Genomic DNA, 14373 nt, shown 5'->3' on the forward strand with positions numbered 1-14373 from the left:
TATCTTTGATTTCGCACCGCCCCCCACGCCAGATGACCTATGCTGATTATGCGCTGCTTGATCTGAACAGGCAGTTTGGCCTGACCGACGTGGTTGAGTCGCTATTTCCGGTCTTGCCGTCTGTGGAGCCGGGCGATCTGTTGACTACGCAACATTCTGGCAACAGCACGTAGATACAACTAAACAAACTCTTCGACCAGGAGCCGTGTTCTGTGATCAATCGGGTATCTTCACCCTAGCAATTTACTAGTTGTTTCCTCCGCTAAACAGTTTCCATATGGCTACGCTTGTTGCCCGTCCCAAGAGCATCGCTCAGCAGATGCTGGAGGACAAACAAAAGATTGAGCAGTACTTCCAGGACCCTAATGCCCACCCCAAGCCCGATCACATCAAGTTCGTCAAGCCCTTCACCCTACCCCCTGCGGGAAAACAGTGAGGGCTTTACCTTCACTACAGACAACGGTTTTGTGTATCAACTGGCCTTTCGGTCTGATCAAGCCTACTTCCCCAACGACGAGTTTGCTCAGCATCTTTACTCGTTTTCCATCATTGTAATAGGTAACCGGACACCCATACGCGACCCACGTATTGAGATCACGGTCATTGATACGCTGCAACGAGCCTTCGCGACCGATCCGTTACTGATCATCAGCTACGTCTGTAGTCTGGATAATGACATGGAGCGCAACCGCCGCATCTTGTTTGGGCAGTGGTATCTGCGCCACAGTGAGGGCTATATCCGCCTACCATTCTCTCATGAACTGAGCCGGGTGTATGCAGCAGCGATCTTTCGGAAAGATCATCCTGATCAAGAAGCGATATCTGCTGCTTTCAACCGAGAGTATAACCGTAAATAAGCTCCACAATCCGGTGGCTTTCCTGCCTTGAAATTCATACCTTTGCGGGAAATTCAGGCACCTCACCGCATGGCTTCGTTTAATCCCGTCAAGATTTTTTCCGGCAGTCAGTCTACCTACCTGGCAGAGAAAATTGCCCATTATTACGGAAAAGACCTCGGCGGGTACACCTGTCGCCGGTTTAGCGACGGCGAAATGTCGCCCAGTTTTGAGGAGTCGGTGCGGGGGTGCGACGTGTTTCTGATTCAGTCTACCCCCCCACCGGGCGACAACCTGATGGAACTGCTCCTGATGGTCGATGCGGCGCGGCGGGCCTCGGCCCACTACGTCACGGTGGTGATCCCCTACTTCGGCTATGCCCGGCAGGACCGGAAAGACAAACCCCGCGTGGCCATTGCCGCCAAGCTCGTGGCCAACATGCTCGCCGCCGCCGGCGCCGACCGCCTGATGACGATTGATCTCCACGCCGGGCAGATTCAGGGCTTTTTCGACTTTCCCGTCGATCACCTCGAAGGCACGTCGGTATTTGTGCCCTACATCAAGAGCCTGGCCCTGGAGAACCTCATCATTGCCTCGCCTGACGTGGGTGGTGCGGGTCGCGCCCGGACGTTTGCCAAGCACTTCAACGCCGAAATCGTGCTGTGCGACAAACACCGGAAACGGGCCAACGAGATTGCCTCCATGCAGGTAATCGGCGACGTAGAGGGCATGAACGTGGTGCTGGTTGATGACCTCATCGACACGGGCGGCACACTCTGCAAAGCCGCCCAGATTTTGCTCGACAAAGGGGCCAAATCGGTACGGGCGGTGTGTACTCACCCCATTATGTCGGGGAAGGCGCACGAAAACATTGCCAACTCGGTGTTGGACGAACTGGTGATAGCCGACACGCTGCCACTGAGTCAGGCCAACCCGAAAATCAGGGTGTTGTCGGTTGCCGAGCTGTTCGCTAAAGCCATCGGCCGCATCCGTGACCATGAATCTATTAGTTCACTTTTTATACGGTATTAAAGAGTGAAAGAGTAAATGAGTGAAAGAGCGTTAGTCTCAGCCACTCTGTTTCGGTATGCCGATTCACTCTTTCGCTCTTTCACGCTTTCATTCTTTAAATGTTACTTCCATGAAAAAAATCGAGATTGTAGGGTATCAACGAGCGAATCTCGGCCGGACGGAATCACAAGCCATACGCGCCGAAGGCAATGTACCCTGTGTGTTGTATGGTGGTGAGCAGCAGGTTCACTTCACGGTGCCCGGCATTTTGTTCCGCCCGTTATTGTTTACGCCAAACGTGTTCGACATCACGCTGAACATCGAAGGCGATGAGTACCGCGCTGTATTGCAGGCTACTCAGTTTCACCCCGTTAGCGACGCGCTGATCCATGCCGACTTCCTGCAAGTGACCGATAAGCCGGTCACGGTGGCTGTTCCGGTACGGTTGCAGGGCACGGCTCCGGGTGTGCAGAAAGGGGGTAAGCTGGTGACGCGTATTCGCAAACTGCGCGTACGTGGCCCCATCGACAATATCCCCGACTACATTGACGTGAACGTATCGAAGCTCGACCTGGGCAAAGTAGTGCGGGTTGGCGAGATCGTTGTCGACGGCATCGAGGTGCTCGAGCAGGCGGCTAACCCCGTGGCCGGCATCGAAATCCCACGCGCCCTGCGTGGTACGGTGGCCAAATAAGTAAGTGGCAGGTTCAATATCTGAGGTCTAAAGTTAGCTTGCGCGGGAATACGCTTGCGTGAGCCAACTTTAGACCTTAGACATTGAACCTGCAACTCATTCCGCTAATAGATTACAAAAAAGCCAGCTCTGAACGGGGTTGGCTTTTTGTGTATCTTGCCCACCTCATCAACATAACACTACCCTGTATGCATACCCTTGTTGTGGTTGGGCTGGGCAAAGTAGGCTCACTGGTTGGGCTGTTGCTCAGCAAACGGTTTTCGGTCACTGGCTTCGACCGGCAGACCCCTGCTACCCCACTCCCTTTTCCAGTCAGTCACGGCGACGTAGCCGATACCGACGCCCTCAAAAAAGCCCTTCAGGGGGCCGATGGGGTGGTTTCCTGCCTACCCTACAACCTGAACCTGCCCATTGCCCGCGTAGCCTACGACCTGGGCATCCACTATTTCGACCTCACCGAAGACGTCCCCACTACTGACGCCATCCGGCAAATGGCTGCCACCGCCAAAGGCGTAATGGCCCCGCAGTGTGGCCTGGCCCCCGGCCTCATCGGCATTGTGGGGTCGCACCTGGCCAAACGCTTCGACCGGCTCCGCGACATCGAACTGCGCGTGGGTGCCCTGCCCCGCTACCCAAACGGGCTGCTGGGCTACTCGTTCACGTGGTCGCCGGCGGGGGTGATTAACGAGTACATCAACGACTGTGAAGTGATCGCCAATGGGCAGCGCAAACTCGTTCCGGCACTGGACGGCATCGAAGTGATCAATATTGAAGGGCAGGAGTTTGAGGCGTTTAGTACCTCTGGCGGGCTGGGCACACTCTGCGAAACCTACGCCGGGCAGGTCGACACGCTCAACTACAAGACCATCCGCTACCCCGGCCACTGCAAGCTGATGCGCTTTTTGCTGTATGAACTGATCCTGAAAGATCAACGTGAACTGGTCGAGAAAATCCTGACCGAAGCCAAGCCACCTGTGCAGGACGACGTAGTCTATGTTTATGCCGTAGTGGAAGGCTGGCGCAACGGGCAGTTGGCCCGCGAAGAGTTCTACCGCGCCTACCACCCCCGCCTCATCGACGGGCAATCGTGGCGGGCCATCTCCTGGACTACCGCCGGTTCCATTGCCGCCGTGGTCGAGATGGTTGCCAACGGCACCCTCCCCCAACAGGGTTTCCTAAAACAGGAAGACATCCCCTTCGAGGCGTACCTGAATACGGTGAATGGGGGTTTTTTTAATGAGTAAGAAACAAGAGATGAGAAGCAAGAGGCAAGAATCGTTGCGCTGCCTTTCAGGTCGCGGGTGGTATTCTTGTCTCTTGTTTCTCATCTCTTGTTTCTATGCTATAAGGCAAAAACGCCTCTACTGACTGGCCGTAGCGGTGGAGGTCTCGGATGATGCTGCTGCTGATGGGGGCCAGGTGGGGGGAGGTGATCAGGAATACCGTTTCTACTTCTTCATAGACGTAGCGGTTTACCTGGGCAATGCCGTTTTCGTACTCAAAATCGGTAGTGTTGCGCAGGCCCCTGAGCAGAAAGCGGGCACCCAGCTTGCGGGCCATGTTAGCGGTAAGGTCGTCGTAGGCCACTACGCGCACCTGGGGGGCGTCCTGAAACGTTTGTTCAATCCAGGTGGTCATCTGTTCCAGCGGAAAATACCGCTGCTTGCTGGCGTTGCGGCCAATACCAATGATGACCTCGTCGAAAAGCTGTAGCCCCCGCCGCACAATGTCTTCGTGGCCTTTGGTGAAGGGGTCGAACGAACCAGGAAAGAGGGCAATTCTGGACATTTGGTAAGGGGTTTTGGGACGTAATTTTTTAGGTGGGATTAAGGGAAGGTGTCTATGTATTGCTTCGCTAGCTAGGCCCCTCGACTGCGCTCGGGGTGACAGGGGAATAAGCAACTATCCTAGCTTGATTCAAGGTCGTTGTCACCCCGAGCGCAGTCGAGGGGCCTAGCTAGCGAAGCAATACACAGATCCCCTCCCCAATACTCCCCGAAAAATTACGCCAGCAAGCACAGGCCCTGGAGGCTTAGGAACCGGTGTTCGGGTAGTTCGGTCAGGTCATCGGATTGGTTCAGGCCGGGGGGCATGGTGCCGATGGTCAGGTTGGGCAGAAACCGCCGCAGGGCAATGTATCCTTCCGCAAAAGGTGTGATTTCACCGTAGACAACCGGCTGACAGTCAGACGGATGCGTTTGCAACTCATCGAGTACGTAGAGGACATAGTAGGTCAGATCCTGTGCGTTTTTCACGCCAAACCGGTTGCAGTAACGCAACACATGGCTTTCCCGAAAAATGATGGTGACGTATTCGTCTTCGAAAAAGAGAAACAGATTTTTAGGCGACAGCATTTGCCGGTCGCTGGCGTTGGTGGCCTGGATAAGCGCGCTGTTCTGGTGAACGTAGGTAACGGGTTGCAGCGCATACTGCTCACCCATGAACTCGATCAGCGCCCGTTCCAGGCTGAATACCCCTACGAAACCTTCGTTGTGCGCATAGCCAAACACCTGTTCGGTAGGTGGCTGCGGATAGCCGCGCATGAGCGACAGGTAGCTGGTGGCGTATTCTTTCCGATATAGCGTACTGGGTATCAACGTAAACGCCGGACTACTCACCGCCACCAGGATGGCCTCGAACCGCTCGTAGCTGAGCAGCGGGTGCTGACTGAAGAGCGTGGGGAGTTGATCGGTCAGGCTGGGTTCGTTGAGCAACGACGGCTGCGTAAACTCGTCGAGCCACACCATACGCCGCCGCGGGTCGAGGAGGGTCAGGCGCAGGCGTTGCGGGGCTAGTTCAAGGCACAAAACAGATTTCTCAGCCTGACCCGCCGTGAAGACTTCAGGGCGAACCGACAAGGTGGCGTCAAGCGAGGATGTAGCACGCATACAGACAATTAATTAAGGTAGCCCGACAACCGGTACACGTCATCGAGCGACTGGCAACGGCTGAAGAGAGTGTGGACTTCGGCAGGTGGGTAGGCTTTGATTTCGTCGAAGGTCATCCACCGCACCTCCGAGATGATCTGCCCGTCGGCGTCCATTTCGGGGTCAGACCCTAAACGTAGTTCACCACCAATGGCATCGACGGCGAAAAACAACTCAAGCGCGTGCAGCGGCGGCTCCAAAAACTCGTTGACAAACAGCAGGTTACCCACTTCGATGAGCAGTCCCGTTTCTTCATCGAACTCGCGTTTGAGGGCATCTGTGGCGGTTTCGCCAAACTGCGCACCCCCACCGGGCGGACACCAGAAGGTATCGGTTTTGCCGATGCCCCGGTGGCGTACCATCAGCAGGCGCTCACCATTGCGGTAGAGGCCACAGACACGGGTACGGAGCCGGTTGCCATATAACTTTACCACTTGCTGTCGGGGTGCATCAACGAGTTGCGTCACGGTACGGTATTGTTTCGGTCAAAAAAGAGCCGCAAAGATAAGGGGAAGAAAATAGTGCTGAGTGGTAAGCGGTAAGTGGTGAGTTTGCTGCCGCCAGCGTATTTGTTCTCACTCACCACTTACCGCTTACCACTCAGCACTGTCTTAGTACGCACTCCCCGAAATGTAGCTTTCCAGGGAGCTGATGCGGGCTTTTTGATCGTGGATGATCGTGTTTACCACGTCGTTGATGGAAATGATGCCCACGAGTTTGTCGGCGTCCATAACGGGCAGGTGGCGAATGTGCTTGTCGGCCATGGTGACCATGCACGATTCGAGCGATTGCTCGGGGGTGATCGTGATGACGCTGCCCGTCATCACGTCGCGGATGAGGGTGTCTTTAGAGGCCCGGCCCTGTAAAATACCCTTGCGGGCATAGTCGCGCTCGGAGAAAATGCCCACCAGCCTGTCGCCTTCCAGCACCAGCACGGCCCCAATATTTTTGTCGGCCATCAGTTCCAGGGCGTGGTACACGGTTTCGTCGGGTACGACAGAGTAGATGGTGTTGATTGTTTTACGCTGGAGAACTTGACGGATGTTCATGGCTATTAAGGAGTTATGCGGGGGTCTAAGTTGCACATTAGTCTGATGGAAGGCAAGCGCAGCCTACAAAAAAGTATGGGTTTATGCTGACTGGTAAGACCTGACAAATCAGATGGGCAGTACTGACAAAAGCTGATCCGGCCTGCTTCCTCGACTAGCCATTTTTTCGTAAATTAGGGGTATGAATGAAACGCAAACGGCGGCTCAGTTGCTGACCAAACGGTTTCCCTACAAGCCCACCGACGGGCAGTTAGCATTTTTTGGGAAGATCGGCGAGTTTATTACCCGCGAAGAGCACGAAAAATACCGCGATTGCTTTCTGCTGCGCGGCTACGCCGGTACCGGCAAAACCACCCTTATCAGTACGCTCATTAAAGTACTGCCCCGCTTTGGCCTTAAATCGGTGTTGCTGGCCCCCACGGGTCGCGCGGCCAAGGTGATGAGCAACTACGCCAAGAAACCCGCCCAGACCATCCACCGCAAAATATACCGGCAGGTGGCTGAGCAGGGGTCGGGTACGCTGGCGTTTGAGCGGCAAAAAAATTACCACGAAGACACCCTCTTCATCGTCGATGAGGCCTCGATGATCTCCGACGAAGCCGAGTTTGGCGGCAAGGGCCTGCTGAGCGACCTCATCCATTTCGTGTTTGAGAACAAAGGCAACAAGCTCATGCTTGTGGGCGACACGGCACAGCTACCGCCCGTAGGCCGCGACGGCAGCCCAGCCCTAGACCGGGGGTTTCTGGCGCGGTCGTTCGATATGACCGTAGTGGAACAGGAACTCACCGAAGTAATGCGGCAGGACGAAGAATCGGGCATTCTCTATAACGCCACCGAACTTCGCCGCCTGCTGGCCGACGAGATTCTGAACCCCGGCACCCCGCCTAAAGCCGTCTCGTTTGAGCACCTCCTGGCCGACGCTCCCCCCAAACCACCCGCTCCGGAGGCCAACATCCAAATTGCCACCAGGCAGTTTAACGACCTCTACAAAATGCCGCTGATGAAGCTGGAAGACGGCGTGCGGTATGCCTACAACAAGTATGGCCGCGAAAACACGGCCATTTTGTGTCGGTCGAATAAGACGGCCGTGCAGTATAATCAGTTTGTGCGGCGCATGATCGATCAGCGCGAAGAAGAACTAGACGCGGGCGATATGCTGATGATTGCGCGGAATAATTACACCATCCTCGGCGACGACTCGCCCGCCGGTTTTCTGGCCAATGGCGAGTTTGTGGAAGTGCAGCGCATTCGGCGGCAGGAAGAGATGCACGGGTTCCGGTTTGCCACGGTGGTGCTGCACATGATCGACTACGAAGAGCAGCCCGATTTCGAGGCCAAGATCATCCTCGATACGCTGCATTCGGCCACGCCGTCGCTAAGTCAGGAGCAGAACAAGGCCCTGTATGAGAGCGTGGCGAAGGATTACATGTACATTACCAACAAAAAAGAGCGGGCCGAGGCCATTCGCCGCGACCCGTATCTGAGTGCCTTACAGGTGAAGTTTGCCTATGCCCTCACCACCCACAAAGCGCAGGGTGGGCAATGGAGCGCAGTCTTTATTGACCAGGGGTATCTGCCCGAAGGCCAAACCAATCAGGAGTTTATTCGCTGGCTCTACACCGCCCTCACCCGCGCCACCGACGAGGCATTCCTGATGAATTTCAACCCCGAATTTTTCGTGGAGTAAACGAGAAACTGGTTAATCGGGCCGCGTTAGCTCGTGCAGGTTAGCCAAAATTTTGGCTAACCCATTTTCTAAAGTGCGTATGTTTCCTCAGCTTGCCGCCTCAAATTCACTACGCGAAAAAGTTGAGTATGTCCACCAAATGGATCGGTCCAGTTGCCATCAGCAGCCTGGCCCTGCTGCTGTTTTTTGCCTTTAAAGCGTTCAGTTTCCAGGCACTCTACTACACCTACAACGATCTTTATATTTTCCTCCAGAACTCCTGTAGCTGGATGGACGGTCGACCACTGCTGTACGAAAACGTATGGGGCTACGACGACCGCATTCACAACAACTACGCCATGTTGCTGTGGGGGCCACTGATCTACACATTTGGTGCCTATGGTGCCTTTGCCGCACAAACAGGTCTTGCCCTGCTGAGCTATGTGCTGTTGCTACGCAGCATGGGTCGTACGTTAGCCAGAAGCGATAGCTGGCTGGTGCTGAGCGTGTTATTGCTTGGGCCGGTTTGGATCTGGTTCAATGACCACCCCGGTATTGGCTGGCATCCCGAACTGACCTATTTCCCCCTGTCGATTCTTTTTTTGTTGGCCTTGCAGGCGCAACGGATCGGCTGGATTATACTGGCGGGCGCTATGCTGGTGCTGGTGAAAGAAGATGGCGCGCTGTTGGCAGGCAGTATCCACCTGGCATTCTTAAGCCTCAACTACCTGATTGCCAACCCAAAGCGCGCCGTATTCGGCATTCTGGCACAACAGCGGTTTTGGTATACGCTAGGCGGCTGGGCGGGGTTATTCGTGATCGGGATGCTGTTCTTGTCCTGGAAAAATCACGCGGCTGAGCCAGAACCCAGGCTGCAACAAGCCCTTACGGCCCTCAGCATGAGTCTGCACGAGGCGGCATTTATTAAAACGCACCTGTTATTATTAGTTAAAACGGTGCTGTTACTCCTGCCGTCGGTGTGTCTGTTGCTGTATGGGCTAGGCCGGGTGGCCTGGCAACAAACAGGGAGTGTGATGCTCATTTATTGCCTTGCACAATTGCCACTGCTGGTGTCGAACACCGTGCAAAGTGCTACTTACTGGGGCACCAACCCCTACTACGACAGCGTGTCGCTAACGTGGCCACCGCGTTTTGTGCTCCTGTATGCCTTCTCGGTAGTATATGTGCTGGCCGTTTGGTTTGCCTTTAAACAGACCGAAACGCAGCCAGTTCCACGCTGGCAACCGCTGGTGGTGGGTTTGTTGCTGGTACTACTTCAGCTACCCATTGTGGCCTACGCTCGCCCCGATTCATTGCAACTGTCGGGTCTGCGCAAGCGCCTCACCAACCGTTTCGACCCAGAGAAAGCGTCGCTATTGCCCCGGCCAGAACTAGCTGTTATCCAACAACTTGCAAACCAGATCCCTGGCCGCTCCAGTGTATTTGTCTTCGATTTTCTGATCCCCATTTTCCACAAGCACTACAACATCTGGCCAACGGAAAAGCAGTGGGAAAACGCCGATCTGGCCATTATTCCCAACAACGATTTTCAACACCTGAGCGAACGATTACCCCGGATTATGAAACCACATTATAAGGCAGTTCGGTTGGGTACCTATACCATCTACGTCACGCCTGCTTACCAACCGTACCTAACCGCTATACTGGGTAACAAGTTGGGTGGAGCGAGGGTGGTAGCCTCGACAAAATGAGGGCCACTAATCAATACTTTCTCTTATTATGATTGACCTCCGCAGCGATACCGTTACACGCCCCACGCCCGCTATGATGGCCGCCATGATGGCTGCCCCCGTTGGCGACGACGTGTTTGGCGAAGACCCCAGCGTGAATGCCCTGGAGCAAAAAGCCGCCGCCCTCTTTGGCATGGAAGCGGCCCTGTTTTGCCCCTCTGGTACCATGACTAATCAACTGGCCATTCGCACCCACGTGCGCCCCGGCGACGAGGTCATCTGCGACGGGCTTTCGCACGTGTACCTCTACGAGGGCGGGGGCATTGCCGTGAACGCGCTGGCATCGGTAGCCCTGCTGGCCGGTGAGCGCGGCAAGCTCACACCCGACCTTATCCTGCCCGCCATCAACAACCCCACCGACCCCCACCGGCCGTTGTCGCGGCTCGTGTCGCTGGAAAACACGGTGAACAAGGGCGGTGGCTGCTATTATACCCTGCCCGAAATCGCCGCTATTCGCCAACTGTGTCTGGAACATGGCCTGGCCCTGCACCTCGACGGGGCGCGGCTCTTCAACGCCCTGGCCGAAACCGGCGACGCCCCCGAAGCCTACGGACGGCTGTTCGACTCGATCAGTATTTGCCTGTCGAAGGGCCTGGGGTGCCCCGTGGGGTCGTTGCTGCTGGGGTCAGCAGCGTTTATTGCGCAGGCAAAGCGGTTCCGTAAGCTCATGGGCGGCGGCTGGCGACAGGCCGGCTTCCTCGCCGCTGCGGGCATCTACGCCCTCGACCACCACGTTGATCGGCTGAAACAGGACCACTCCCGCGCCCGCCGCATCGGGCAGCTCATGGCCCAGCAGCCGGAGGTTCATTCGGTGATGCCGGTGGATACCAACATCGTGATTATTCGGTTGCACGAGAGCATCACTAACACCGAGTACGTGGCGCACCTGAAAGAACGGGGCATTCTGGCCGTGTCGTTCGGCCCGCAACTGGTGCGCTTCGTAACCCACCTCGACCTTACCGACGAGCATATCGACCAGTTTGGGCAGGCATTGGCGGGGCAAACTGTTGGGGCTTTGTAGGTTATTTATACCGTCAACAGGCCACATCCGCTATGTTTGCAATACACACTATCAACGCGGCATATGATTATCCTGAGGGTGACTTGTTTCTTGCTGGCATTGGCCTGGATCAACCCAGTTGCTCAGGCGCAACAGGTCGTCGATGAGACCTACCTGTTCGCCTCGGCAATTGAGGCACTGGCTAAAAAAGACACCAACACCTGGGTAAACGAGATGATAGCCTGGCGGTATTCGTTTATTGGCAACTACGCCAAAGCCCTTCAGGCCTATGCTAAAGGCGGCGAAACCGCCAGTCAGGAGAGCACCCCATTGCCCAGCGATTGCCAACGTTTGGGGGCTAAGGCGTTCATCATCGAGCAAAGCAAAAAAGAACAGGTGCTCATCATCAACGAAGCCCACCATCAACCCCTCCACCGGGTGTTTACGGCGTCACTATTGCCTGATCTATGGGCGGCGGGGTATCGGTACCTGGGGCTTGAGGCACTGTCTGACGGACGGGCGCTGATGCGGCGCAAAAAGCTGTTGCTCGAAGACGGTTTTTATACCGTCGAACCGCAGTTTGGCCACCTGATCCGTGAAGCGCTCCGGCTGGGATTTGTCTTGTTCAGCTACGAGGCGGAAAACAAAAACAATATCCCACGCGAAGAAAAGCAGGCCGATAATATTGCACGGTTCATGCGTACGCACAAACGCGGTAAAGTGCTGATTCACTGCGGTTTCAGCCATATCATTGAAGATAAGGCACCGGTGTGGGGCAAAGCGATGGCAGGTCGGTTGCGGACCAAAACGGGCATTAACCCGTTCACCATCAACCAGGTTGAATTCACCGAACGCCCTGATTCAGCCGCAGAATCGCCGCTGTACCGGCAGCTTGTCGGAACAGAGGCTGCGGTGTTTGTGCGCGATGGAAAACCCTGCAAACTAACCACCGATTCGAGCGAAATAGACCTCTATCTGGTGCACCCCCGTACACAATGGGCAAGAGGCAGACCTCTCTGGGCGGTGCATAACTCCTCGGAACAATACATTGATGTTCAGCCCCATAACAAGACCAAGAAGTACCCCTGCCTGGTGGCAGCTTACCGGGCCGATGAATCGAGTCAGCATGTGCCGGTTGATGTGGTTGAATTGACCAGTGCTGCCGATGATAGACCGTTGATACTGCCCCCCGGCGCTTACCGCCTCCGCATCAAAACGAGGCGATCAACGTATACGAGGCCTCTGATGGTAACTTCGTCCACGAAACGCTCTGAAAACCACCCATAATGAGGCTATTTCTCGTGGTTGTTCTTTTAGGTTTGTCCACTATTGCCGTGGCGCAACAGCGGGTACTAAGGCTTGACACGCTGCCGAAGTCAGGAGAGATCATGCTGGAAAAAGAGTGGCGGTGGCACAGCGGCGATAACCGTGCCTGGGCCAGCCCTTCGTTCAACGATAACCGTTGGGACAGCATCCGCCCCACCCGAATGATGAGCATGGTGAGCAAACCAGTGAGCAACACGGTTAGCTGGCTTCGACTGTATTTTTCGGTAGATAGTCTGCTGTTTACCAGGCAGTTATACTTCAATGTAGCCCAGGCGGGTGCATCAGAAATTTACCTGGATGGGCAGTTGATCAAGCGCCTGGGCACGGTCAGCGCCAATGCTTACCGGCAGGTGAGCTATTCGCCAACGGTCTACGAATGGTACCCTTTGGTGCTAACCAAACCTGGCCTGCATGTGCTGGCGGTACGCTGGGCCTACCACCGCCCAGCCTGGTATATCCCCTTCGACCGGGTGGATAATCAACCCATGTTTGAAGCTACGCTCCGCCCCGGCGACACGCTGATGGAAGACGTAGCGTTGCCCAAAGCACAAAACATGCGCAGCCCGCTGATCATTGGCGTGTTCCTGATGCTCAGCGCGGTGCAGTTTCTGTATTATCTGTACCGGCGGCAACGGGTGAACTTCTATTTTGGCCTCACCTGCCTCTTCTTCGCGCTGGGTCGGAGTGCTTCCAGCATGCGCCCCTTCCAGACCGACCTGATTACGGCAAGCTGGCTGACGTTTTTGGGTGGCCTCTGCTACATGCTCTACTGCATTTACCTCTGTGCCACTTTTTATGGCTTCCTCAACAAACGCCTCACCTGGGTATTCTGGACGCTGACCGCCGTGGTCCTGGTCGCCTTCTTCATTGACCATTTCACCGAGCAGGATATCATGCCAACCCTGCTGATGATAGCCGGTCTGGGCGGACTATTTATTAACCTACTCATCGCCAGTGTAACGGCCCTCCGTTCTCAGCAGGCCAACGCCCGGCTCGTACTGTACCCTTTGCTGATTATGTTTGGCGTGGTCGTGGGCATGTTCGTCATAGCCATTGCGTTCCGGGGACGTGATTCTGAATCACTTCAATTGGCGGGCAATGTGGCCACCGTTATCATCAGCCTCACTGTGCCACTGACGATGGCTGTGATTCTGGCCCGCGAAAACGCGCAGACCAACCGTGACCTGAAGGCGCGGCTAAAGGACGTCGAAAAGCTGTCGGAAGAAAAAGAGGCTATTCTGAAAGACCAGAAAGCCACCCTAGAAAAAGAGGTAGCCCAGCGTACGGCCACGCTCAACCGGTCCTTGCAGGAGTTGCGCAATACCCAGACCCAGTTGGTACAGCGCGAGAAAATGGCCAGCCTGGGTGAACTGACGGCGGGTATTGCCCACGAGATTCAGAACCCGCTCAACTTTGTCAACAACTTTGCCGAGGTGTCGTCAGAACTGATTTCGGAACTGCGGCAGGAACAAATCCGCCCCACCCCTGAGCGCGACCCTGGCTTGGAAGCAGAGCTACTGACCGACATTGAGCAGAATGTGAGCAAGATTGGCCATCACGGGGGGCGGGCGGCCAGCATTGTGCGCGGCATGCTCGAACACGCCCGCACCAGCACCGGCGAACGCCAGCCTACCGACCTCAACGCCCTGGCCGACGAGTATATGCGGTTGAGCTACCACGGCCTCCGCGCTAAGGACAAGCGCTTTAATGCTACCCTCATCACCGAGTTTGATTCTGACCTGTCGCCTGTCAGCGTTGTTAGTCAGGATATGGGCCGGGTGCTGCTGAATTTGTTTAACAATGCGTTTTATGCCGTACTGGAAAAAACCAAACAGGCACCGGAAGGCTACAAACCGCTGGTATCGGTGCGTACCAAACAGACCGAATTGGGCGTTGAAATTCGGGTGCACGACAACGGCTGTGGCATCCCCCAGCACCTGCAACGCAAGATTTTTCAACCTTTTTTCACCACCAAACCCACCGGGCAGGGTACCGGTCTGGGCCTGAGCCTCAGCTTCGACATCATCACCAAAGGCCATGGCGGCACCCTGTCTGTAGAGACCAAACCCAGCGAATACACCACATTTATCATTCTATTACCAGCCTGACAATT

General features: G+C 55.5%; 15 protein-coding genes. 11 read left to right on the top strand and 4 right to left on the bottom strand.

Features of this window, described 5'->3' with window-relative positions:
- Positions 1–32: 32 nt before the first annotated feature.
- From J2I48_RS21530 to J2I48_RS21555, 6 genes are all read left to right on the top strand, one after another.
- On the top strand, positions 33–173 hold the full coding sequence (locus J2I48_RS21530; RefSeq protein ID WP_207337570.1) for a hypothetical protein: 141 nt from the start codon (positions 33–35) through the stop codon (positions 171–173).
- A 104-nt stretch (positions 174–277) separates the two neighbouring features.
- Entirely contained in the window at positions 278–436 is a 159-nt protein-coding gene (locus J2I48_RS21535) for a hypothetical protein (protein ID WP_207337571.1), read from the top strand.
- A gap of 31 nt (positions 437–467) precedes the next feature.
- Positions 468–857 (top strand): hypothetical protein, encoded by a 390-nt coding sequence (locus tag J2I48_RS21540; protein ID WP_207337572.1) that lies wholly within the window; start codon positions 468–470, stop codon positions 855–857.
- A gap of 69 nt (positions 858–926) precedes the next feature.
- Positions 927–1868, top strand: coding sequence for a ribose-phosphate pyrophosphokinase (locus tag J2I48_RS21545; protein WP_207337643.1), 942 nt, complete (start codon positions 927–929; stop codon positions 1866–1868).
- Positions 1869–1977: 109 nt separating this feature from the next.
- A complete protein-coding gene (locus J2I48_RS21550; RefSeq protein WP_207337573.1) occupies positions 1978–2541 on the top strand; it encodes a 50S ribosomal protein L25/general stress protein Ctc in 564 nt (187 codons plus the stop codon).
- A 188-nt stretch (positions 2542–2729) separates the two neighbouring features.
- Entirely contained in the window at positions 2730–3785 is a 1056-nt protein-coding gene (locus J2I48_RS21555) for a saccharopine dehydrogenase family protein (protein WP_207337574.1), read from the top strand.
- 46 nt (positions 3786–3831) lie between these two features.
- On the opposite strand, the gene coaD is transcribed toward J2I48_RS21555, so the two are convergent.
- The 4 genes from coaD to J2I48_RS21575 all read right to left on the bottom strand — a co-directional run bounded on the left by coaD (position 3832) and on the right by J2I48_RS21575 (position 6517).
- A complete protein-coding gene (gene coaD / locus J2I48_RS21560) occupies positions 3832–4329 on the bottom strand; it encodes a pantetheine-phosphate adenylyltransferase (protein WP_207337575.1) in 498 nt (165 codons plus the stop codon).
- 215 nt (positions 4330–4544) lie between these two features.
- Complete coding sequence (locus tag J2I48_RS21565) at positions 4545–5429, bottom strand: DUF3822 family protein (RefSeq protein ID WP_207337576.1); 885 nt, start codon at positions 5427–5429, stop codon at positions 4545–4547.
- Positions 5430–5437: 8 nt separating this feature from the next.
- Positions 5438–5935: an NUDIX domain-containing protein gene (locus tag J2I48_RS21570; RefSeq protein WP_207337577.1), complete on the bottom strand. Its 498-nt coding sequence runs from the start codon at positions 5933–5935 to the stop codon at positions 5438–5440.
- Between the two features lie 144 nt (positions 5936–6079).
- Positions 6080–6517 carry a CBS domain-containing protein gene (locus J2I48_RS21575; protein ID WP_207337578.1) on the bottom strand — a complete coding sequence of 146 codons (438 nt, stop codon included), beginning with the start codon at positions 6515–6517 and terminating at the stop codon, positions 6080–6082.
- Between the two features lie 181 nt (positions 6518–6698).
- On the opposite strand from J2I48_RS21575, the gene J2I48_RS21580 reads away from it, so the two are divergent.
- From J2I48_RS21580 to J2I48_RS28355, 5 genes are all read left to right on the top strand, one after another.
- Complete coding sequence (locus tag J2I48_RS21580; RefSeq protein WP_207337579.1) at positions 6699–8204, top strand: ATP-dependent DNA helicase; 1506 nt, start codon at positions 6699–6701, stop codon at positions 8202–8204.
- A 128-nt stretch (positions 8205–8332) separates the two neighbouring features.
- Positions 8333–9895, top strand: coding sequence for a hypothetical protein (locus tag J2I48_RS21585; RefSeq protein WP_207337580.1), 1563 nt, complete (start codon positions 8333–8335; stop codon positions 9893–9895).
- 25 nt (positions 9896–9920) lie between these two features.
- Positions 9921–10955 carry a threonine aldolase family protein gene (locus J2I48_RS21590; RefSeq protein ID WP_207337644.1) on the top strand — a complete coding sequence of 345 codons (1035 nt, stop codon included), beginning with the start codon at positions 9921–9923 and terminating at the stop codon, positions 10953–10955.
- A 63-nt stretch (positions 10956–11018) separates the two neighbouring features.
- Entirely contained in the window at positions 11019–12221 is a 1203-nt protein-coding gene (locus tag J2I48_RS21595; protein WP_207337581.1) for a hypothetical protein, read from the top strand.
- A complete protein-coding gene (locus J2I48_RS28355) occupies positions 12221–14368 on the top strand; it encodes a sensor histidine kinase (RefSeq protein WP_229376626.1) in 2148 nt (715 codons plus the stop codon). Before J2I48_RS21595 ends, J2I48_RS28355 begins: the two co-directional genes overlap by 1 nt.
- Positions 14369–14373 lie beyond the last annotated feature (5 nt).

This window comes from Fibrella aquatilis, assembly GCF_017353255.1.
In the GTDB taxonomy this organism is placed as follows: Bacteria; Bacteroidota; Bacteroidia; order Cytophagales; family Spirosomataceae; genus Fibrella; species Fibrella aquatilis.